Origin of the sequence: Providencia vermicola (genome assembly GCF_020381325.1) — a bacterium.
Classification (GTDB): Bacteria; Pseudomonadota; Gammaproteobacteria; order Enterobacterales; family Enterobacteriaceae; genus Providencia; species Providencia vermicola.
Genome location: NZ_JAGSPI010000007.1, coordinates 188,612 through 210,549, shown reverse-complemented (window position 1 = coordinate 210,549; position 21,938 = coordinate 188,612). Strand labels below are relative to the sequence as shown.

General features: G+C 40.8%; 22 protein-coding genes and 4 tRNA genes. 21 read left to right on the top strand and 5 right to left on the bottom strand.

What is annotated here, in order from left to right; genetic code table 11:
- Positions 1-433 precede the first annotated feature (433 nt).
- The 15 genes from cydA to KDJ85_RS12050 all read left to right on the top strand — a co-directional run bounded on the left by cydA (position 434) and on the right by KDJ85_RS12050 (position 9,939).
- Entirely contained in the window at positions 434-2,002 is a 1,569-nt protein-coding gene (cydA, locus tag KDJ85_RS12120) for a cytochrome ubiquinol oxidase subunit I (protein WP_206085304.1), read from the top strand.
- Between the two features lie 13 nt (positions 2,003-2,015).
- A complete protein-coding gene (gene cydB / locus KDJ85_RS12115; RefSeq protein WP_225819885.1) occupies positions 2,016-3,155 on the top strand; it encodes a cytochrome d ubiquinol oxidase subunit II in 1,140 nt (379 codons plus the stop codon).
- A gap of 11 nt (positions 3,156-3,166) precedes the next feature.
- On the top strand, positions 3,167-3,280 hold the full coding sequence (gene cydX / locus KDJ85_RS12110; RefSeq protein ID WP_004909083.1) for a cytochrome bd-I oxidase subunit CydX: 114 nt from the start codon (positions 3,167-3,169) through the stop codon (positions 3,278-3,280).
- A gap of 4 nt (positions 3,281-3,284) precedes the next feature.
- A complete protein-coding gene (gene ybgE, locus KDJ85_RS12105) occupies positions 3,285-3,572 on the top strand; it encodes a cyd operon protein YbgE (RefSeq protein ID WP_206085306.1) in 288 nt (95 codons plus the stop codon).
- A 125-nt stretch (positions 3,573-3,697) separates the two neighbouring features.
- Positions 3,698-4,102, top strand: a complete 405-nt coding sequence (gene ybgC, locus KDJ85_RS12100; RefSeq protein WP_219244294.1) for a tol-pal system-associated acyl-CoA thioesterase — start codon at positions 3,698-3,700, stop codon at positions 4,100-4,102.
- Positions 4,099-4,782: a Tol-Pal system protein TolQ gene (tolQ, locus tag KDJ85_RS12095; RefSeq protein WP_206085308.1), complete on the top strand. Its 684-nt coding sequence runs from the start codon at positions 4,099-4,101 to the stop codon at positions 4,780-4,782. The genes ybgC and tolQ overlap by 4 nt, the downstream gene beginning before the upstream one ends.
- 17 nt (positions 4,783-4,799) lie before the next feature.
- Entirely contained in the window at positions 4,800-5,222 is a 423-nt protein-coding gene (gene tolR / locus KDJ85_RS12090) for a colicin uptake protein TolR (protein WP_047756399.1), read from the top strand.
- Between the two features lie 52 nt (positions 5,223-5,274).
- Entirely contained in the window at positions 5,275-6,393 is a 1,119-nt protein-coding gene (tolA, locus tag KDJ85_RS12085) for a cell envelope integrity protein TolA (protein ID WP_206085309.1), read from the top strand.
- Positions 6,394-6,539: 146 nt separating this feature from the next.
- On the top strand, positions 6,540-7,832 hold the full coding sequence (gene tolB, locus KDJ85_RS12080; protein ID WP_206085310.1) for a Tol-Pal system beta propeller repeat protein TolB: 1,293 nt from the start codon (positions 6,540-6,542) through the stop codon (positions 7,830-7,832).
- 44 nt (positions 7,833-7,876) lie between these two features.
- Entirely contained in the window at positions 7,877-8,374 is a 498-nt protein-coding gene (pal, locus tag KDJ85_RS12075) for a peptidoglycan-associated lipoprotein Pal (protein WP_047756402.1), read from the top strand.
- A gap of 22 nt (positions 8,375-8,396) precedes the next feature.
- The gene (gene cpoB / locus KDJ85_RS12070) at positions 8,397-9,182 is read left to right on the top strand and encodes a cell division protein CpoB (protein WP_225819884.1); all 786 of its coding nucleotides are present in this window, start codon (positions 8,397-8,399) and stop codon (positions 9,180-9,182) included.
- Positions 9,183-9,512: 330 nt separating this feature from the next.
- Positions 9,513-9,588, top strand: a tRNA-Lys gene (locus tag KDJ85_RS12065).
- Between the two features lie 41 nt (positions 9,589-9,629).
- Positions 9,630-9,705: transfer RNA gene (locus KDJ85_RS12060), tRNA-Lys, on the top strand.
- A 41-nt stretch (positions 9,706-9,746) separates the two neighbouring features.
- A tRNA-Lys gene (locus KDJ85_RS12055) sits at positions 9,747-9,822 on the top strand.
- A 41-nt stretch (positions 9,823-9,863) separates the two neighbouring features.
- Positions 9,864-9,939 (top strand) — tRNA-Lys (locus tag KDJ85_RS12050).
- Between the two features lie 413 nt (positions 9,940-10,352).
- On the opposite strand, the gene KDJ85_RS12045 is transcribed toward KDJ85_RS12050, so the two are convergent.
- On the bottom strand, positions 10,353-11,219 hold the full coding sequence (locus KDJ85_RS12045; RefSeq protein WP_225819883.1) for an aminoglycoside 6-adenylyltransferase: 867 nt from the start codon (positions 11,217-11,219) through the stop codon (positions 10,353-10,355).
- Between the two features lie 250 nt (positions 11,220-11,469).
- Between KDJ85_RS12045 and nadA the strand changes: the two genes are divergently transcribed.
- The 4 genes from nadA (at position 11,470) to KDJ85_RS12025 (ending at position 15,881) form a co-directional block, all read left to right on the top strand.
- Entirely contained in the window at positions 11,470-12,510 is a 1,041-nt protein-coding gene (gene nadA, locus KDJ85_RS12040) for a quinolinate synthase NadA (RefSeq protein ID WP_225819882.1), read from the top strand.
- Positions 12,511-12,574: 64 nt separating this feature from the next.
- The gene (pnuC, locus tag KDJ85_RS12035; RefSeq protein ID WP_225819881.1) at positions 12,575-13,297 is read left to right on the top strand and encodes a nicotinamide riboside transporter PnuC; all 723 of its coding nucleotides are present in this window, start codon (positions 12,575-12,577) and stop codon (positions 13,295-13,297) included.
- Between the two features lie 352 nt (positions 13,298-13,649).
- Entirely contained in the window at positions 13,650-14,705 is a 1,056-nt protein-coding gene (gene aroG / locus KDJ85_RS12030) for a 3-deoxy-7-phosphoheptulonate synthase AroG (RefSeq protein ID WP_225819880.1), read from the top strand.
- 213 nt (positions 14,706-14,918) lie between these two features.
- The gene (locus KDJ85_RS12025) at positions 14,919-15,881 is read left to right on the top strand and encodes a hypothetical protein (RefSeq protein WP_225819879.1); all 963 of its coding nucleotides are present in this window, start codon (positions 14,919-14,921) and stop codon (positions 15,879-15,881) included.
- Between the two features lie 44 nt (positions 15,882-15,925).
- Here the strand turns inward: KDJ85_RS12025 and KDJ85_RS12020 are convergent, their stop codons facing one another.
- The 4 genes from KDJ85_RS12020 to modE form a co-directional block, all read right to left on the bottom strand.
- Positions 15,926-16,672, bottom strand: coding sequence for a hypothetical protein (locus KDJ85_RS12020; RefSeq protein ID WP_225819878.1), 747 nt, complete (start codon positions 16,670-16,672; stop codon positions 15,926-15,928).
- A 161-nt stretch (positions 16,673-16,833) separates the two neighbouring features.
- Positions 16,834-17,586, bottom strand: coding sequence for a 2,3-diphosphoglycerate-dependent phosphoglycerate mutase (gene gpmA, locus KDJ85_RS12015; RefSeq protein ID WP_225819877.1), 753 nt, complete (start codon positions 17,584-17,586; stop codon positions 16,834-16,836).
- 317 nt (positions 17,587-17,903) lie between these two features.
- Complete coding sequence (modF, locus tag KDJ85_RS12010; protein WP_225819876.1) at positions 17,904-19,382, bottom strand: molybdate ABC transporter ATP-binding protein ModF; 1,479 nt, start codon at positions 19,380-19,382, stop codon at positions 17,904-17,906.
- Between the two features lie 140 nt (positions 19,383-19,522).
- Complete coding sequence (gene modE / locus KDJ85_RS12005) at positions 19,523-20,311, bottom strand: molybdenum-dependent transcriptional regulator (protein ID WP_225819875.1); 789 nt, start codon at positions 20,309-20,311, stop codon at positions 19,523-19,525.
- A 231-nt stretch (positions 20,312-20,542) separates the two neighbouring features.
- Between modE and KDJ85_RS12000 the strand changes: the two genes are divergently transcribed.
- Positions 20,543-20,695 (top strand): AcrZ family multidrug efflux pump-associated protein, encoded by a 153-nt coding sequence (locus KDJ85_RS12000; RefSeq protein WP_004256731.1) that lies wholly within the window; start codon positions 20,543-20,545, stop codon positions 20,693-20,695.
- 465 nt (positions 20,696-21,160) lie between these two features.
- Entirely contained in the window at positions 21,161-21,937 is a 777-nt protein-coding gene (gene modA / locus KDJ85_RS11995; protein ID WP_377210610.1) for a molybdate ABC transporter substrate-binding protein, read from the top strand.
- Position 21,938 lies beyond the last annotated feature (1 nt).

Genomic DNA, 21,938 nt, shown 5'->3' with positions numbered 1-21,938 from the left:
TTGTTAATCTTTGGAAAAATTAAGTACATTTATATCAATACCAATAACAGCGTATTAACAAGTAAATAACTATTAATTGACTGAGACTCAGAACAATTAACAATGCGAAAAAAATTGACGTAAATCAATTCATTGGAGCTAGCTTTATTTTGTTAAATTGCTTAAATTGGTGCTCGATCAAATACTCGATTTTCTATTAAAGGGTATAATTATTGATGTAAATTCAGAATTCAAATCTGAGTCACGTAAAAGAAGTTTATTGTGTGTGAAGATAGGCGTACTATTATTATAGTAACGTTCGTTCTTTTAATTTTGTTAATTATTTGTTGTTTTGAGGCATTTTTTGCTGGTAGTTAAGAGGCTTTCTAAAAACATAATTTGGAAGCTGGGTTGCCGCAAGTCGGTGTCTTCCTGCTAGGAGCAAGGAGTCAAGATGTTTGATATTGTCGAACTGTCACGATTACAGTTTGCCTTAACTGCGATGTATCACTTCCTGTTCGTACCATTAACGCTCGGTATGGCGTTTTTGCTTGCGATCATGGAAACGGTATATGTGCTGTCTGGCAAGCAAATTTATAAAGATATGACTAAGTTCTGGGGTAAGTTATTTGGTATTAACTTTGCTCTGGGTGTTGCAACGGGTCTGACCATGGAGTTCCAATTTGGTACTAACTGGTCTTACTACGCGCACTATGTTGGAGATATCTTCGGTGCACCTCTTGCAATCGAAGGTCTGATGGCGTTCTTCCTAGAATCAACGTTTGTCGGTTTATTCTTCTTTGGTTGGGATCGTTTAAGCAAAAAACAACACCTAGCTGTAACATGGTTAGTTGCTTTAGGTTCTAACTTCTCTGCTTTGTGGATCTTAGTTGCGAATGGTTGGATGCAAAACCCAATCGCCGCTGATTTCAACTTCGAAACAATGCGTATGGAAATGGTTAGCTTCTCTGAGCTAGTCTTAAACCCAGTTGCGCAGGTTAAGTTCGTCCACACAGTTGCTGCGGGTTATTGTACCGGTGCAATGTTTATCCTTGGTATTAGCTCTTACTACCTGCTTAAAGGTCGTGATGTTGCTTTTGCTAAACGTTCTTTTGCAATTGCTGCAAGTTTTGGTATTGCTGCCGTTCTGTCTGTTATCGTTCTTGGTGATGAATCAGGTTACGAAATGGGTGACGTTCAAAAAACCAAACTAGCTGCTGTTGAAGCAGAGTGGGAAACCCATGCTCCACCAGCTGCGTTTAACTTAATCGCTTGGCCAGATACTGAGAAGCAAGAAAACAAATTTGCTATCTCGATTCCTTGGGCGATGGGTATCATTGCAACTCGTTCTATTGATACGCCTGTATTAGGCCTGAAAGACCTGATGAAACAGCATGAAGTTCGTATCCGTAACGGTATGGTTGCATATGGTCAGTTACAAGAGCTTTTAGCGGGTAACAAAGATCCTGATTTGCGTGCAGCATTCGAAGCAAGCAAAAAAGATCTGGGTTACGGTCTTCTGTTAAAACAATATGCACCAAATGTTGTTGATGCGACAGAAGCGCAGATTCAAAAAGCAGTTAAAGACAGTATCCCGAACGTCGGTCCTCTGTTCTGGGCATTCCGTATCATGGTTGGTGTCGGCTTCCTGTTACTGTTAATCATCAGCTGGGCATTCCTGTCAGTCGTTCGCAACCGTATTGGTCAAAGCAAACTGCTGTTACGTATCGCCTTGATCGGTATTCCATTACCATGGATTGCAATTGAAGCAGGTTGGTTCGTTGCAGAATATGGTCGTCAGCCATGGGCAATTGGTGAAGTGTTACCTGTTTCGGTCGCACACTCTAATTTGACAACTCATGACCTGATCTTCTCTATGGTACTGATCTGTGGTCTGTACACACTGTTCTTAATTGCTGAAATGTTCTTAATGTTCAAATTCGCTCGTAAAGGGCCTAGCAGCCTAAAAACCGGTCGTTATCACTTTGAACAGAAAAACACTTCTGCACACGACGTTCAGTAAATAGGAGCCACTTATGTTTGATTATGAAGTTCTTCGGTTTGTGTGGTGGATCCTTATCGGTGTATTACTGATTGGATTTGCTGTCACGGATGGCTTTGACATGGGCGTTGGCTTCTTATTACCTATCTTAGGTAAAACAGATACTGAACGCCGTATCATGATTAATGCCGTTGCACCGCACTGGGATGGTAACCAAGTTTGGTTAATCACAGCGGGTGGTGCGATGTTTGCTGCATGGCCACAAGTCTATGCTGCATCATTCTCTGGTTTCTATATCGCCATGATTTTGGTCTTAGCGGCATTGTTCTTCCGTCCGGTTGGTTTCGACTACCGTTCAAAACTGGAGAACCCAAAATGGCGTAACATGTGGGACTGGGGTCTGTTTATTGGTGGTTTCGTTCCACCATTAGTTATCGGTGTTGCGTTTGGTAACCTGTTACTGGGTGTTCCACTGCAAATCGATAGCCAACAGTACCTGACTTATACTGGTAACCTGTTTGGTCTGCTGAACCCATATGGCCTGTTAGCCGGTGTAGTCGGTTTAATGATGATTGTTACCCAAGGTGCAACTTATCTGCAAATGCGTACTACTGGCGAACTATACTTACGTGTTCGTAAAGCAACTTATATCTGTGCGTTAGTCACTCTGCTTGCGTTTGCTGGTGCGGGTGTCTGGTTAGTGATGGCGATTGATGGTTATGTTGTAACTTCAACTATTGATACACTTGGTGTTTCTAACCCACTGAACAAAACAGTCGAAGTAGTTTCAGGTGCATGGTTGACTAACTTCAACACCTATCCAATCCTGTGGGCTCTGCCTGGACTAGGTCTGGCTCTGCCATTACTGACGATGTTATTCAGTAAAGCGGACAAAAATGGTTGGGCGTTTGTCAGTTCTTCATTAACCATCGCTTGTATCATTTTAACTTGTGGTGTAGCAATGTTCCCATTCATCATGCCTTCAAGCATCATGCCAAATGCAAGCTTGACCATGTGGGATGCGACTTCTAGCTTGTTCACTCTGCAAGTGATGACTGTGGTTGCTATTATCTTTGTTCCAATCGTACTGGCATACACCGCATGGTGTTACTACAAAATGTTTGGTCGTCTGGACAAAAACTTCATCGAAGGCAACAAGCACTCACTGTATTAAGGAGCATAACTATGTGGTATTTCGCCTGGATCCTCGGCACGCTGTTAGCTTGTAGTTTTGCAGTGATTGCAGCATTAGCGTTAGAGCACTCTGAAGACTCTAAAGCCGCTAAAGATGGTGAGTAAGTAAATGCTGGTGGATAAAACCTATCAGCTATTGGATAAGGGGCCGATAAGGGCCCTTATCCTTATTTTAGCTTTAGTGACAGCTGGTGCGGTAATGTGGGACCCAACTATGTTCGCAGCCAAAACCAGTTCTTTCCAAATATGGCAAGGCTTGTTATTAATTTGGGCAACCTGTACAGCGATGATTTTTGGGGTGGGTTTTAAACCTCAAAAAGTTATCTTTCGTGCCGTTTTTCACCCATTGCCAGCCGCCATCATTCTTATCTGGGGACTTTTTCAAGTCTTTAGATAATTCTAATTGCTAATTGTGGGTCAATGGACCCATAATTATTTTTGATATCTTTACTTTCAAAGTGATTCCAAACTGACACTGTCTTGCGTATAGTGGCACCGTTAATGAATTTAACCTAAGACGGAGTGGTTGATATGTTATTTCGCTGGCCTGTTCGCGTGTATTATGAAGATACAGATGCGGGCGGTGTGGTTTATCACGCGCGCTATTTAGCTTTTTTTGAGCGAGCAAGAACAGAAATGTTGCGAAATAAAGGGATCAATCAGCAAAGTATGCTTACTGAGAACCTTGGCTTTGTTGTGCGTAGCATGACAATTGATTTTGTGAAGGGCGCTCGGTTGGATGATATGTTGGAAGTTGAGACGCAAATCGTTGAAATGAAACGCGCCTCATTAACCTTTCATCAAAGGTTAGTTGATTCGCAAGGTAACCTGCTTTGTGGGGCTAATGCCCTAATTGCTTGTGTGGACACATCAAAAATGAAGCCTACAGCGCTTCCTAAGTCTATTGTCGCGGAGTTTAAACAGTGACTGACATGAATATCCTGGATTTATTCCTAAAAGCGAGCCTTTTGGTTCAGCTTATTATGTTCGTTTTGATCGGTTTTTCTATTGCATCATGGGCGATCATCATTCAAAGAACCAAAATTTTAAATGCCGCTAGCCGTGAAGCAGAGGCATTCGAGGATAAGTTCTGGTCAGGAATCGAGCTATCGCGCTTATATAAAGAAAGCCAAGCGCGTCGTGATGAACTCAGTGGCGCAGAACAAATTTTCCACTCGGGCTTTAAAGAGTTTGTTCGTTTACATCAAGCGAATATTCATGCACCTGATGCCGTGGTTACAGGGGCTTCCCGTGCAATGCGTATTTCAATGAATCGTGAATTAGAATCCGTAGAGGCACATATCCCATTCTTAGGTACCGTCGGGTCTATTAGCCCATATATTGGTTTATTTGGTACGGTTTGGGGGATCATGCATGCATTTATCGCATTAGGTGCGGTTAAACAAGCGACATTGCAAATGGTTGCACCTGGTATTGCAGAAGCGCTGATCGCGACAGCAATTGGTCTGTTTGCCGCAATACCAGCGGTGATGGCGTATAACCGTTTAAACCAGCGTGTCAACAAGTTAGAACAAAGCTACGATAACTTTATGGAAGAATTTTTAGCCATCTTGCATCGTCAAGCCTTCTCTGCTGATAAGAAATAATACGGGGAGATAAGCGAATGGCGCGCACAAGTCGCAGACGTGAGCTGAAATCCGAAATTAACATTGTTCCATTGCTGGACGTATTATTGGTACTTTTGCTGATCTTTATGGCAACTGCACCAATTATTTCTCAAAGCGTGGAAGTTGAATTGCCGGATGCAACTGATACACAAACCGTATCATCAAGTGATAACCCACCGATTATTTTAGAAGTATCGGGAGTGGGGCAATACAATATGCGCCTTGATGGCGAGGTGTTAGAATTGCTTCCACCAGAACAGATTGCAGCTGAAGCTAAAGCTCAATTAGCGAAAAATCCCAAAGCGATTTTCTTAATTGGGGGGGCAAAAGAAGTGCCTTATGAAGAAGTGATTAAAGCATTGAACATTTTGCACAGCGCAGGGATTAAATCTGTCGGCTTGATGACTCAGCCTATCTAGGCTGGGTTGTTGTGGGTTTGAATAAGTCACACATCTTTTTTTGGATACCAGAGTGGGAAAGACAAAAGAGAAAAAAGATAACTTAAACCGGTCACTTGTGATGTCAGTGGTTCTGCACGTCCTGTTGATTGGTTTGATCGTTATAGGCTCTTTAGTTTCCGTCGTCAAACTTGGTGGTGGCGGAGAAGAAGGGACTGTCATCGATGCGGTGATGGTCGACCCTGGCGTGGTTGTTGAGCAGTATGAAGAAATGCAAAAACAACAAAACATGGCCAGACAAGCGGCTAAAGAGCGCAAAGAACAAGAGCAGAAACAAGACGCTGAGCTAAGAGAACAGCAAGAGAAGGAACAAAAACGCCTTCAAAAACTGGAAGAAGAGCGGATTAAAACTGAACGTGATACAGCTGAGCAACAAAAACAAGCTGAGGAACAACAGAAAAAAGCGTTAGATGCCGCGAAGAAAGCGAAGGAAGAGCAGAAAATTGCGGAAGAAGCGGCTGCAAAAGCAAAAGCAGAGAAAGAAAAATTAATTAAAGAGCAAGCGGCAGAAAAAGCCAAAGCCGAAGCTCAAGCGCAAAAAGAAGCCGAAGCTGCTAAAGCTAAAGCTGAAAAAGAAGCCAAAGAAAAAGCTGAAAAAGAAGCCAAAGAAAAAGCCGAAAAAGAGGCCAAAGTAAAAGCCGATAAAGAAGCGAAAGCCAAGGCAGATAAAGAAGCGAAAGAAAAAGCAGACAAAGAAGCCAAAGCAAAAGCCGCGAAAGCCAAAGCAGAAGCTGCCAAGAATGCCGCTTCAGTTGATGATTTACTCGGTGATTTAACCGCATCAGGCCCAAGCAAAAAAGGTGGCCAAGCCGCTGCTGGAAGTGGTGGTGGTAAAAAATCTGGCGCCTCTAATGCAGATGTAGACAGTTATGCAGGGAAAGTCAAAGCGGCGATTCAAAGTAAGTTCTATGATTCGGATACGTTTCGTGGGCGGACTTGTGAGCTACAATTGAAACTTGCTCCAGATGGATTATTGGTGAGTATTACGCCAAAGAATAGCCCGACCAATGATGCAGCGTTATGTGATGCGGCAATTAGAGCAGCGAAACTTGCGACAATGCCAAAACCACCTAGCCGTGAGGTCTATGATACATTTAATAAAGCAGGTAGCACTGTTGTGTTTAAACCTTGATTTTCAATAACTCAGATCTATCTGTATTGAAAATTTTATGGCAATAGCATAAATAGTTTGCGTGGTATCTAGTTTTGTTATTATACCTTTGTTAAAATTCAGCGAATTATTGCGGTGGTAAATAATACGCAATAAGGGAGATAAGAATGAAGCAGGCTTTTAAAGTAGTTTTAGGGTTCCTAATGCTATGGGCGACAGTGGCTCAGGCTGAAATACGTATTGAGATCACTGAAGGTGTAAACTCAGCTCAACCAATTGGTGTGGTACCTTTTAAATGGTCTGGTGCAGGTGCGCCACCACAAGAAGTTGGCCAAATCGTAGGTGCTGATTTACGTAATAGCGGGAAATTTAACCCGATTGAGCCAAGCCGTATGCCTCAACAACCCGGCACTGCATCGGAAGTCATTCCGGATGCATGGACTGCATTAGGGATTAATGCGGTGGTTGTGGGCCAAGTACAGCCAGCAGCAGATGGTAGTTTTGTGGTTAGCTATCAGTTAGTGGATGTTGCTGCTAACCCAGGTGCTGTATTATCTCAAAACCAATTTAAAGTCACTAAAGAGTGGTTGCGTTATGCAGCGCACACTGCAAGTGATGAAGTCTTTGAGAAACTGACAGGCATTCGTGGCGCATTCCGTACACGTATTGCATATGTTGTTGTGAACAAAGGCGGTCAGTATCCATATGAATTACGAGTTTCTGATTATGACGGTTTTAACCAATTCACGGTTCACCGTTCACCAGAACCTTTAATGTCGCCAGCTTGGTCACCAGATGGTGAAAAACTGGCGTATGTAACTTTTGAAAGCGGTAGTTCAGCACTTGTCATTCAAACTTTGTCTTCAGGGGCAGTTCGTCAGGTTGCATCTTTCCCACGTCATAATGGGGCACCTGCATTCTCTCCTGATGGGACAAAATTGGCATTTGCACTGTCTAAAACAGGCAGCCTGAATTTATATGTTATGGACTTAGCAAGTGGGCAAATTCGTCAGGTAACCGATGGTCGCAGTAATAATACTGAGCCAAGTTGGATGCCAGATAGCCAAACTTTGGTCTATACTTCAGATCAGGCGGGACGCCCGCAGATTTATAAAATGAATATTAATGGTGGCAGCCCGACACGTGTCTCTTGGGAAGGAACACAAAATCAGGATGCTGACGTTAGCCCGGATGGTACTTTCTTAGTGATGGTCAGCTCCGGCGGCGGTCAGCAACATGTCGCCAAACAAGATCTGGCAACGAATAACGTTGAGTTTTTAACGAAAACGTTCCTAGATGAAACGCCGAGTATCGCACCTAACGGCACTATGGTAATTTATAGCTCCTCTCAAGGCTTGGGGACTATATTGCAGCTAGTTTCGACCGACGGGCGTTTCAAAGCGCGTCTTCCGGCGACTGATGGACAGGTTAAATTCCCTGCCTGGTCTCCGTATCTGTGATGCATAATAATAATGTGTGGCAAAAAATATTAAGGATCAAAACGATGCAACTGAATAAAGTGCTTAAAGGGCTGATGATCGCGTTACCAATCATGGCAGTCGCAGCTTGTAGCTCTAACAAAAACAATGACCAAGATGGCGTAGATACTTCTACTAACCAAACTAACACTGGTCTGTCTGCGGAAGAGCTGGCACGTCAGCAAATGGAACAGCTGCAACAAAACAACACTGTTTACTTTGGTTTTGACAAATACAACGTATCTCCAGAATACGCTGATATGTTAGATGCACACGCAGCATTCCTGCGTAGCAACCCATCTGTACGTGTTGTTGTTGAAGGTCATGCGGATGAGCGTGGTACTCCAGAATACAACATCGCACTGGGCGAGCGTCGTGCTAATGCAGTTAAAATGTACCTGCAAAGCAAAGGTGTTTCTGGTGACCAAGTTTCACTGGTTTCTTACGGTAAAGAAAAACCAGCTGTGTTAGGTCATACTGAAGCAGACTACGCGAAAAACCGTCGTGCAGTCATTGCATACTAATAGATAAGCGAAATTATCTATTATGAACAGTAACTTCAGACACTTACTAGTCGGTCTGTCGTTATTGGTTGGCGTAGCGGCCCCTTGGGCCGCTATTGCCCAAGCGCCAATCAACAATGTCGGATCTGGTTCTCCAGGTGACCGTCTATCCCAACTTGAGACTGCAGTATCTTCTCAAGGTCAAATTCTGTATCAAATTCAACAGCAACTCGCTGATAACCAACGTGATATCGATATGTTACGTGGTCAGATTCAAGAAAGTGAATACAAATTGAATCAAGTCATTGAGCGCCAAAAAGATTTGTACATGCAATTAGACAATGCGGGTGGCGGCAATTCAGCTAACTCAGGTGATGCGCCAGATACAAGTTCAGCAAATACATCATCTTCCTCAAATACGCCAGCGGCAACAGCCAACACGGGTGGAAATGAGAAAGATGATTACAATGCTGCGGTTAAGCTCGCAATGGAAAGCAAATCAAAAGCTCAAATTGATGATGCTATCGGTGCATTACAAGGCTTTGTTAAAGCCTACCCTAAGTCAGGATATCAATCTAACGCCAACTATTGGTTGGGGCAGTTAAACTACAATAAAGGTAGCAAGGACGACGCTGCATTCTACTTTGCCACTGTAGTGAAGCAATATCCAAAATCCCAAAAAAGCAGTGAAGCTTTATATAAAGTTGGGCTGATCATGCAAGACAAGGGACAAAAAGATAAAGCGAAAGCTGTTTACCAACAGGTATTGAAACAATATCCAAACAGTGCGGGCTCTAAATTAGCTGAAAAAAAGCTAAGCGCACTTTAATTCCTAGCCCCGAAGCGATATTGCCGAATATTTCGGGGTTATCAGTATGATAAATGTGCATTCAATCTTTTTATGCAAAAAAATCATTGCACCCTCGTCAGAAATCAGTAATATAAGCCGCCGTTGATACGAGAATACGGTTAACCGAAAATCTCGCAAGACAGTAAGAAATTTAGTTTTAAATGAACCGTTAACTCAGTCGGTAGATTGATTGAGTGTTATAAAATGGGTCGTTAGCTCAGTCGGTAGATTGATTGAGTTTTACAAGATGGTTGCAGGTTCAACCCGAAGGGTAAGAAACGGCGACTAGTTAGAAAAGATTTACAAGATGGGTCGTTAGCTCAGTCGGTAGAGCAGTTGACTTTTAATCAATTGGTCGCAGGTTCGAATCCTGCACGACCCACCATCTCAAGCAGTAAGCAGTTTAAAATTTAAAGTTGTTCAGATGGGTCGTTAGCTCAGTCGGTAGAGCAGTTGACTTTTAATCAATTGGTCGCAGGTTCGAATCCTGCACGACCCACCATCTAAAGCAGTAAGCAATTTAAAATTTAAAGTTGTTCAGATGGGTCGTTAGCTCAGTCGGTAGAGCAGTTGACTTTTAATCAATTGGTCGCAGGTTCGAATCCTGCACGACCCACCATCTCAAGCAGTAAGCAATTTAAAATTTAAAGTTGTTCAGATGGGTCGTTAGCTCAGTCGGTAGAGCAGTTGACTTTTAATCAATTGGTCGCAGGTTCGAATCCTGCACGACCCACCATCTCAAGCCACACATCGCAGTATCCAATGCATAATCCAGTCAATACTCAATCGGTTAGCCATACCTCGACAAGCTGGTTACAGGTTCAGGCCGAAGGCTAAATCCGAAGGATTTAAATCCTGCACGACCCACCATCTCAAGCCACGCATCGCAGTATCCAATACATAATCCAGTCAATACTCAATCGGTTAGCCATACCTCGACAAGCTGGTTGCAGGTTCAGGCCGAAGGCTAAATCCGAAGGATTTAAATCCTGCACGACCCACCATCTCAAGCCACACATCGCAGTATCCAATGCATAATCCAGTCAATACTCAATCGGTTGTCATACCTCGACAAGCTGGTTGCAGGTATAGAAAATACTGACCTAATCAAAAACACCGCATTCCCTTGCTATGCTTTACTTAAAATGACTACTTTTCTGGTAATAATCCGTTGTCCAATAAAAAACCAATCACTAACTCTTGCATTTTCTCAGCCATATCATGCATATCGTCATAACCCTGTAATTTCGCTAGACTTACACTAACTTCAGCAAAACAACGCATTAAACACTGTAATGATAACGCCGCTTTCTCTGCTGTACTGCAATTAAAAATGATTTCTAGCGCTTGAACATATTTCAATGGCATCCATTCATGGTACTTACGGCCTTTATACCAAACATGCTCACCTTGGATAGAAACCAGATGCTCAATCAGCGTCAGAAAATACTGTTTCATATCTGCGCTTCGTGACCACGCCACCCATAACTCATCACGTGTTAATGCAATTGCTACTTGGTGAGCTTCATGCCAAAAATCGGTAACAGTCTCAGCAAATTCACTGGAGCTCAAGAGGACGGGTATTAAAGAGGTTGAATTGGCACTTTCAGGTAGACCATCAGTGATCCCCGTTTTATCTAATAAAACAGCAAAGCCCCGTGAAAATGTGGCGTCTAACCCCTCAAGCTTCATTTTTTCTAGGCGTTCAGGTTCCGCGAAAGTAAAATCCACTTTGCGGCCTTGTTCATAGATAACTAAGCAGGTTGGCCAATCAGGGGCATCATCTTCCAAGTTAAGTAAATGAAGCGCAGCGAGTGGTTTGCCAAAGTTATCAATCCAATGCTTTTGTTGAAAGAGTTCTGTCACGCCATGGCCGATTAATTCGATATCAATGTCGGAATAACTGTCGATATCTTGTTCCCGACCTCGCGAACCTGTTAATACCACGACTTCAATTCTCGGGTCGAGTAGTGAAATAGAAATTATTTTATTTATTAACGATGCAGGTGATTCCATAGCTGGCCTATTCAATATCACAGGAAGCGCTAAGATACCGATAAAACGTAACAAAAGCGAAGTTTCAAGCGAAAAAAGAGTAGAAAAGCGAAAAGAATGTCTGAAAATACACATTAATAAGTAAAATGGATGGAGACTTCTTAAACAAAGTGGAGTATCTTGTTTAGTATATAAAACAAAATTGCTTTATTTTTCGATTTTAAACTTAATTAAAGTCATAAAATCGTTTTATGCTAAACAGAGGCAAGAAATGAGCGTGTTTATCGATTTTGAACAGTCAGTTTACCCATTCCCACCGAAACCCGCGATATTAAGCTCGGATGAAAAAGCGTTTTATCGTGAGCAGATTAAATCATTGCTGATTGAAAAAAATGCCGTTATCGTTGCACACTACTATACCGATCCTGAAATTCAAGCATTGGCAGAAGAAACTGGTGGGTGCGTCGCAGACTCGTTAGAAATGGCACGTTTTGGCGCTAAACATTCTGCATCAACATTAGTGGTTGCTGGCGTAAAATTTATGGGTGAAACCGCCAAAATACTCAGCCCAGAAAAAAACGTTTTGATGCCAACATTGGACGCTCAATGCTCCCTTGATCTTGGTTGTCCAGAAGACGAATTTATTCGCTTTTGTGATGCTCATCCAGATAGAACCGTGGTGGTATACGCTAATACGTCAGCTGCGGTAAAAGCCCGTGCAGATTGGGTTGTAACCTCCAGTATTGCCGTTGAGTTAATAGAGCACCTTGACAGCTTAGGTGAAAAAATTATTTGGGCACCCGATCGCCATCTTGGACGATATGTACAGCAGCAAACTGGTGCAGATATTCTGTGCTGGGAAGGCGCGTGTATTGTGCATGATGAATTTAAAACACAGTCCTTGGAAAAAATGAAAGCGCTTTATCCTGAAGCTGCCGTGTTGGTTCACCCTGAATCTCCTCAAGCCATTGTTGATCTTGCCGATGCAGTCGGTTCCACAAGTCAATTAATTAAAGCAGCACAAAATTTACCTAATCCATCCATGATTGTGGCAACGGATAAAGGGATTTTTTATAAAATGCAGCAGGCTTGCCCAGAAAAAGCTTTATATATTGCGCCAACCGCTGGAGAGGGGGCAACATGTCGAACATGTGCACATTGTCCTTGGATGGCGATGAATGGCTTAAAAGCGATTGCAGAGGCACTAGAAGGAAATTCTCAGAGCCATCAAATACATGTTAGTGATGATTTACGTAAAAAAGCGTTATTACCGCTGAATAAAATGCTAAATTTTGCACAGAGTCTAAAATAACCAGCATAATTAAAATGCAATACTGAGCAATATAATATTGACTAACATTTAAAAGGATTTCGGGATGGATTTTTTTAGTACAGCCAATACGTTAGTACAAATTCCTCTATGGGGTTCCGTGTATGATTTATCGTATATTGAGGCCGTCGGGACAATAGCGGGTTTACTTTGCATCTTACTGGCAAGTTTAGAGAAAACGATTAATTATCTGTTTGGTTTAATTAACGTTTCTCTATTTGCTGTCATTTTCTTTCAGATTCAATTGTATGCGAATTTACTTTTACAGATATTTTTCTTTGTCGCTAATATTTATGGTTGGTATGCATGGAGCCGCGTGAACAGCTCCCAGCAAGCGGAATTAAAGATCCGCTGGTTAAGCCTACCAAAAGCCTCTGTCACCTTAGTGCTTTCGGTATTAGCGGTTCTTTATCTGACTTTTAATATTGATGTGGTATTTGGTGTGCTTGCGACTTGGGCGGTTGAGCTCTTGAATATGCTTGGTGCTAATTTGGCGATGCCAACCATAGAGCCTGATGCATTCCCGTTCTGGGATTCGACAATGACCATTCTTTCTGTAGTTGCAATGATCTTAATGACGCGTAAGTACGTTGAAAACTGGTTACTCTGGGTGATCATTAATGTGATAAGCATTGTAATTTTCTTTATCCAAGGGGTATATGCGATGTCGTTGGAATACCTTATTTTACTGGGTATAGCCTTAAATGGCTCCCGACTTTGGATAAAATCAGCAAAAGATAATGGTTCATCGCCTTTATCTCGTCTATAACCTGAAAAAAAACAGAAAACGGCTAAAGTAATATCCTCGTTATTTAGCCGTTTTACTTATTTTTAACGCTGTAAAATGTGAATTTAGCCTACTTATTGTGCTGAATATTCATATTTCTCCTCATTTTATAATCAGCCGTAGATAAATCCCTTGTTTCTGAGTGCGCTAGGCTGTTTACAGATGTTCGCTGAACGGTTAGATTAAAAATTCGATGCCGATTATCTTTTAAGTTATCAATTCATCTTTTAAGTGCAGTGAGCGAGCTCATAGGTTTATTTTGTGCTCTAGCTTGGGATAAATTAGGTATGCAAATCAACAACAGTAAAAAATAATAAACATTGGATATACAGGTATGAACTATCAGAACGATGACGTCAGAATTAAACAAATAAAAGAATTATTACCCCCTATTGCTCTGCTTGAAAAATTTCCAGCAACCGATAAAGCTGCGTTTACCGTTCATGAAGCACGCCTTGCTATTCATAATATTTTAGCGGGTAAAGATGACCGCCTTGTGGTGGTGATTGGCCCATGCTCGATTCATGACACGAAAGCTGCACTAGAGTACGCAGAGCGTTTAGGTCAGTTGCGTGAAGAACTAAAAGGCTCGTTAGAAATCGTCATGCGTGTATATTTTGAAAAACCACGTACCACGGTTGGTTGGAAAGGCTTAATTAATGACCCTCGTATGGATCATAGCTTTGATATTAACGAAGGCTTACGTATTGCGCGTGAATTGTTATTAACGATTAATAACCAAGGGTTGCCCACTGCAGGGGAGTTTCTGGATGTGATTAGCCCACAATATGTTGCAGATTTAATGAGTTGGGGGGCAATTGGTGCACGTACCACCGAATCGCAAATTCACCGTGAATTAGCTTCAGGTCTTTCTTGCCCTGTTGGTTTTAAAAATGGGACAGACGGCACGATTAAAATCGCTATCGATGCGATTAACTCTGCCCGTTCAGCCCACTGTTTCTTGTCTGTGACTAAATGGGGTCATTCAGCCATTGTCAACACAGGGGGGAACCCAGACTGCCATATCATCTTACGTGGTGGTAAAGAGCCAAATTACAGCGCTAAACACGTTAAAGAAGTGCGAGAAGGCTTAGAAAAAGCAGGTTTAGTGCCGAGCATTATGATTGACTTCAGCCATGCCAATAGTTGTAAAAAATTCGAAAAACAGATGGAAGTCGCGGCGGATGTCAGCGAACAAATTAGCAATGGTGATCGTTCAATCACCGGTATTATGATTGAAAGTAACCTTGTTGAAGGTAATCAAGACTTAGAGTCAGGCGAACCACTCGTTTATGGTAAAAGTGTCACTGATGCGTGTATTGGTTGGGGAGATACTGAAAAAGTATTACGTCAATTATCAGATGCAGTGATAGCGCGTCGAAATAAATAAGTTATTCAATAAGATTAAATAAAAACCTATTCATATTATTAGAATAGGTTTTTTATTATTTATTCATAAAATCTCTTAGTTTACTTATTTATCATTATCATCATTTTTTATTTTTACATTATAATAAAACTAAATTTGTTGTTTTTAGTTTTATGGCGTATTTTTATTTTTCGCTAGATGGCTTTTAAAATGTAAATTTAAAAGGGCTTTAAAATGAGATATAATAAATATAGTAATGTTAACTATAAAATAAATACAATGAGAATGGCGACCGATTTGCATTCGAAAGTGCTTGGGCTAATTGATAAGTATAATAAATATAAAAAAGAAATAGTTTTAAATAGTAGTAAGCTTAGAGATGTGCTGATTGAAAAAACGGATACTTATTATGGTATTGAGCATGAAAGTATTATCCTTATGTTAATGTATCAAAATGAATTGAACTCTTTTGTCCCAACGTTGCAAGAACAAATGGAAGCGTTAGATGTGTTATTAGTTCAAATTGAAGCATATCAGAAATCACCTAATGATATTAAAGCATTTGAAAAATTTATCTCAGATAAAAAAGATAGATTAAAAAATACACTAAAACTAGCACCGAAATTTAATCTGGATGATATCGCTGATCTCAATGGAATAGAACATGGATTTCAGTCAATATTTCAAGATTTAAATGAGAGTGGCTATGAATTAAATAATAAAATAAGCCAAACTAAAGAGAACATTGATGATTTATATCATCAAGCGTACTTTTATAAAAACAATAAAATCTATGATGGTTATAATTATATTCGAGAGTTTAAAGGTAATGAAGAGTATATAAAATATCTCGAGGGTGAAATTGTTAATCTTAATAATTATTTAGAAAATAAAGAACTAGATGAAGGTAATATTAGTGATATAAAGGCTGAAATTGAAGACTATAAAGAATACAGTAAGAGTCTATTAAAAGAAAATAACGAACTTAAAGTTTATTTTGAACAAGCAGGCATTAGCCTACAAGATAAAAACGTAAATATTTTAAATTTATTTGAACTTACAAAAAATGATGTTTCAGAACAATTAACGATCTCTCTTGCAGGGTTTAAGGTTCTAGATACTCATGCTATTAATGATGCTGCAATAAAAGTAGGGCTCATTAAGCCATTTATACCTATGGTGCCTCAAGTTAATTAAGTGAATCACGGCCAGCTTGTTCGCAGGCCGTGATTTTTTGTTTTCTATTGATTTTTGGGGAGCTTTTCGAGAAATGCTTTTAAATTAGCTTGTTCTTCAGGTGTTGCATTTGCCGGTGTCGCGGTTAATTGCAATGGTCCCTCTGAGGTTTGAACATCAAAGAACACTTTCCCTTTTTCACCTTTCACATAAGTAACGTTTTTTAGTGGAATGCGATAACAATGTGCAAAAATATTTGGGCGAATATAAAACTGCGCGTCTTTAATAGCTAAATAGAGGTTATCACTTGCTTTTTTACCAAAGTAACCAAGGAAAATGGTTAGAACAAATAAAAACATCCCCAAACTTTGGCTCAATAAAATAAAGGCAATGCTGATGATTCCAAGGGAAATTACAACAATGCGGTTATTACGTTTATTAAATTCAACCTTCTCAGTAAAGCCGACATTAAGGCTGGTATCAAATGGCTCTAATTGACGATAACGCCAGCGTGTGGCCGAAAAAATCATTCCCATGGCAAATACAATTGTGATTGGCATTAAGGCAACGCTACTGAGAATCGCTAAAACGATAGAAAGTTTAGGCTTATAGGCCAGTACCATCATGCTAATGATTTGGATTGGAAAGCTGACGCAAGCAATGATCATCAACGTTTTCATTAATTCATGGTTGGCGGCACCATTGGAGCCATCAATGACCAATTCACCTGCATTGATCATATACAGAAGTGAACCTAAAATGCTGGCGCTAAGCACAAGGCCAACCCAAACATAGATATTAAATTTATTCATTTCGTTGTTTTATCAACCTTTCAAAAAATTTTCCCTATGATAGTCGGTTATTTGAATTTCTAACACCTTGAGTTGGTAATTTTTGTAGGAAAGAGAACAAAGGATAATAAAAAAGGGCTAAGCTTGCGCTTAACCCTTTCTCGGTAATATAAAGTGAATACTTACTTCGCTTTACCTTGGTTCGCTACCGCAGCTTGTTTTGCTGCGATTTCGTCTTGGTTACCTAAGTAGTAACGTTTGATTGGTTTCATGTTTTCATCGAACTCATAAACCATAGGTACAGCAGTTGGGATGTTCAGGTTCAGAATTTCATCTTCACCCATGTTATCCAAGTATTTCACCAGTGCACGCAGTGAGTTACCGTGCGCAGCAATAATCACTTTCTCACCACTTGCAACGCGTGGCTTAATTACTTCTTCCCAATAAGGAACAACACGTTCGATAGTGGTTGCTAAGCTTTCTGTTACAGGCAATTCGCTCTCTGACAGTTTTGCATAGCGTGGATCGTGACCTGGGTAACGCTCATCATCTTTAGTCAGATCTGGTGGAGTGATGGCGAAGCCACGGCGCCACAGTTTAACTTGCTCGTCACCGTATTTTGCCGCAGTTTCTGATTTGTCTAAACCTTGCAGAGCACCGTAGTGGCGCTCATTCAGTTTCCAGCTTTTTTCAACTGGCAGCCATTGCTGTTCAACTTGATCAAGAATGTTCCACAGAGTATGGATAGCGCGTTTCAGCACAGAAGTGTAAGCAAAATCAAAGACAAAGCCTTCATCTTTTAGTAATTGGCCCGCAACTTTTGCTTCTTCGCGGCCTTTATCAGATAACTCAACATCCGTCCAACCTGTGAAGCGGTTTTCTTTGTTCCACTCACTTTCACCGTGTCTTACTAAAACCAGTTTAGTTACAGCCATAGCTAAAACTCCTATCAGTACATTCTAATTAGAAATGAATTGTTGCTGACCTACATTATAGGGATAGTCAACTTGAACGCCAGTGCAACTTGTTTTTTATCCCTATCAATGTGAAAAACAAATACGACACAATAGCGATATTTGTTTTTATGGTTAATTAATTTGTCGATACAGTAAATTTAACTCGAATTGAATCGATACAGCAAGCGATAAAATCACTGTTTACATATTCTCATGATGGATATCAAGCAAAGCATCTTGCGGCTTTATGAAAAGCTATCAGCAACTTGGTTTATTTGCCAAATTGCTGACCCTTTTTAGCGACAGATAACCTCTTCAATATTGTAGCGATATTTCCCGTTCTCAGGGACAAAAGTTAACCGGTGAGTTATACAGGATGGCGCATCTTCTTGATGGTGGGTAACAAATAGCAACTGGGTGTTGCCTTGCTTGAGCATGACATCAATAAAGCGCAAAACAAGTAACCTATTCAGGCCATCAAGCCCTTGAAGGGGCTCATCTAAAATGAGCATCGCTGGATGTTTGACAAGTGCCCGAGCGATTAACACTAATCGTTGTTGACCCCAAGAAAGGCTATGGAAAGGTTGCTGCGCAGTTTGGGTAGAAAATCCTAGCAGTGCTAACCATTCATACGCTAATTGTATCTGGCGATCCGATGGTGTTTGGTATAAACCGATGGAATCGTGGAAACCCGAAATAATCACATTCAGCACACTGGTGGCGACACGATATTCTTGATGAATACTGTTACTCACATAACCGATATGGCGCTTAATGTCCCAAATGGTTTCTCCGCTGCCGCGGCGGCGGCCAAATAAAGTTAAATCATTGCTATAGCCTTGTGGATGATCGCCTGTGATTAAGCTTAATAAGGTGGATTTCCCTGCGCCATTTTCACCAATAATTTGCCAGTGTTCACCAGGGTTAACATGCCAAGTTAATCCATGCAAAATGGGCTTGTCGTTATAACTGATGACACCATTATTTAAAATGATACGTGGGGTTGTATCATCCAGTTTTTCATCGTTTGTTGGGTCTTCTGTATCTGGAATGGAAAGCTGCTTAATTTTTTCACTGTGTTGTAACTGGTTAATTAGGGTGTTAGCAAGCACTGACTCTCTATCACCAGACAGCGTTAATTTACAATCCGCTACCACACCCATATTTTCAATATAATCGGGAAGTTCATCAAAGCGGTTTAATACTAAAACTAACGTTAGGCCTTTTTCAGACAAACTGTAGAGTAGTTCGCTCAAGTTGCTACGTGAATAGACATCTAAGCCATCAAAGGGCTCATCTAAAATCAGTAGATCAGGATTACCCATTAATGTCTGGCATAACAGAACTTTACGTGTTTCCCCTGTAGAAAGATATTTAAAACGACGAGAAAGTAAGTCACGGATGCCAAATCGTGCGGCGAGTTCTAAGCAATATTCATTGTCTTTATGGTTAAATTGAATGATTTCAGCAGCGGTATAACCAGTATCTTCCTCATCATCACTGAGCAGGTCGGTATTATTACGTTGCCACTCTTCACTAATGATTTTTTGCAGTTGTTCAAACGAAAGGCGAACAGGGGCGTTAAAGGTATTTTTGACAACACCAGAAAGTGGTTTGAGCTCGTTGGAAAGAACGCGAGCCAGTGATGATTTACCACTGCCGTTAGAACCAATAAATGCCCAGCTTTCACCTTTATTAATATTGAGTTGTGGAATATCAAGCGTTTGTGTTTCACTGAGCTTAAAGCTGCTATGTTGTATTGTTATTGCGCTCATCAAGCTTCCTTATCATGAATATTTACCTTGTTATCTAACAGAAATAATCAGGATTGAGAATAAAGTCAACAATTGAGCGAGGAAGGCGAAAGAAAAAGGTGAATGCTTACTTACTTTTTCAAGCAAGTAAGCCGATTTATTTAGCAAAGGGTAGCGACAATCACTTGGTCTGCATTGAAAAGCGCAGTGATCGTATCGTTAACTTGTAAAGATTGCGCATCAACGTCACTATTTGACAGGGTTGAACAGAGTGTTTCACCACCTGTTAGTGTGACAATCACTTCGCTATTATCTTTACCACGTTCTAGTGTAGTGATTTTGCCTTCAAGACGGTTATCAAACTCGGTTTGGTTTGGTTGTTTGCTGAGCTTAACCCAAGGCGCTTTAATTAATGCGAGCACTTCTTTGCCTTCGACTAACCCTAAACGGTTAGCACTTTGCTCAGTCAGTGCAGCATTGATCACTGTACTGTTATCCGCTAAACGGATTTGAACGTGTTGTTGGACATGTGTATGGTCGCGAGCAATTAATGTACCGAAAAACTGGTTACGTGCACTCGTTTGCAGTGAAAAGCGCGAAATTGCCGCAAGTAGACTATCAAGGGGTAAATTATCCTCTTTGAGAACATCAAAGGCTTTTTGCTGGATTTGTGCTAATAAATCATACAGTTGAAGCAGTCTTTCGCCGTAATGTGTTAATGTGGTGCCACCACCACCTTTTCCTCCAGTTGCGCGATCAACCAGAATATCATCGGTGAGTTGGTTCATCTCATTGATGGCATCCCAAGCACTTTTATAACTAATACCTGCAAGTTTAGCGCCTTGGCTGATAGAACCGGTCGCTTTAATTTGTTTGAGTAGTGCGATACGGCGTGGATCAGCGAATAAGCTGCCCTGCAATTTAAGTGTGAGTAAGATTTCTGCCTGCATATTTTTCTCCCTTCCAGCTAGGTTGGTGGTGACAGAGTTAAAAAGCACGTTTAGTATGTCGTTAGTATAATATTTTGTCTAAAATAGTCTGCATTATAACGTGATTATGCGTTATTATTTTGATTTGATTTATAATCATTGTATTTATAATAGATGTATTGAGAGTCGAATTTTCCCTCGTCAGCGTATCTTGTAGGCTGGTGGGTACAGTATCACTGAAGAGGCTTTTTTATGTTAGAACTCATTAAAAGTTTAGGTTTTGCTCTGATGATGGTTCCCGTTGTGATGTTTTTAATCATGGGCTTGATTTATGGCTTAGGCGCATTCTTTAACTTACTGTCTAAAGCGCACGTACCACATCATCATAATACTGAGAACAAGTAACGCGTAGCGAGTACAGTTCGAATTGATCATAGACCCCTTGATTGTCAATGCAATCAGGGGGTTTTTTATTTTTATGAACAATGTAGTTAAACCCAGCTTGTCAGCGATTTTTCCAATTAATAAATTGTGTAATTGTTCGGGGGAAATATGCTTTGAAGCAGATTGAGTTATCAGCATTATCGTTTCTTCTATTCGTTTGGGATCTCGATGATTCACAAATTCACCGTAAAAATTAAAATTTGAATTAAAAGTGCCGATAAAATATCAAGTGGCATATGTTTACTCCGATATAAAAACGATGGAGTGACAAGCGCGAAGAACTCACCTTTTTTTAACGTGCTACGATAAGGTGCAGCAAAATTGCATCATTTCTTGAGCCAGCACACTTTTATACGTAGTTTAACTTTAAGTTATCGCTGTGTCCTGATATATATAGCGTGTTGACTAATACTATGGTGGATTAAAATGAAAAAAGGTTTGGTATCTCTTCTTGCTGGTGCAACATTAACGTTAACAATGGCAAGCAACAGCTTTGCCGCTGATAAAATTACCGTTTTCGCTGCTGCCTCTTTAACTAACGCGCTGAATGAAATCTCAGAACAATACAAAAAAGAATCCAATGTAGAAGTGGTGGCATCTTATGCCTCGTCTTCCACATTAGCACGACAAATTGAACAAGGCGCGCCAGCGAATCTGTTTATTTCTGCTGACCAACAGTGGATGGATTACGCTATCGATAAACAATTAATGGTCGAAAATACACGCTATACCTTATTAGGTAATGAGCTAGTATTAATCGCTCCAAAAGATTCAAAAATCGATAAAGTCGAAATTAATAAGCAAACAGATTGGAAAAAACTGTTAGATGGCGGCCGGTTAGCGGTGGGTGACCCTGACCACGTGCCAGTTGGTATCTATGCTAAAGAAGCATTAGGTAACTTAGGGGCATGGGAAACGGTTAGTCCATTATTAGCGCGTACCAATAACGTCCGCAGTGGTATGGCACTGGTTGAACGCCAAGAAGCACCTTTAGGTATTGTGTATGGCTCTGATGCTGTCGCAAGCCAAAAAGTGAAAGTTGTGGGTATTTTCCCAGCAGATTCTCATAAACCTGTTGAATATCCAATGGCTATTGTTAAAGATCAAGATAATAAAGCGACTCGTGACTACTACGAATACTTGAAAACCCCTGCGGCTTCTGAAGTGTTCAAACGTTACGGTTTTGATCCACGCACTAAATAAC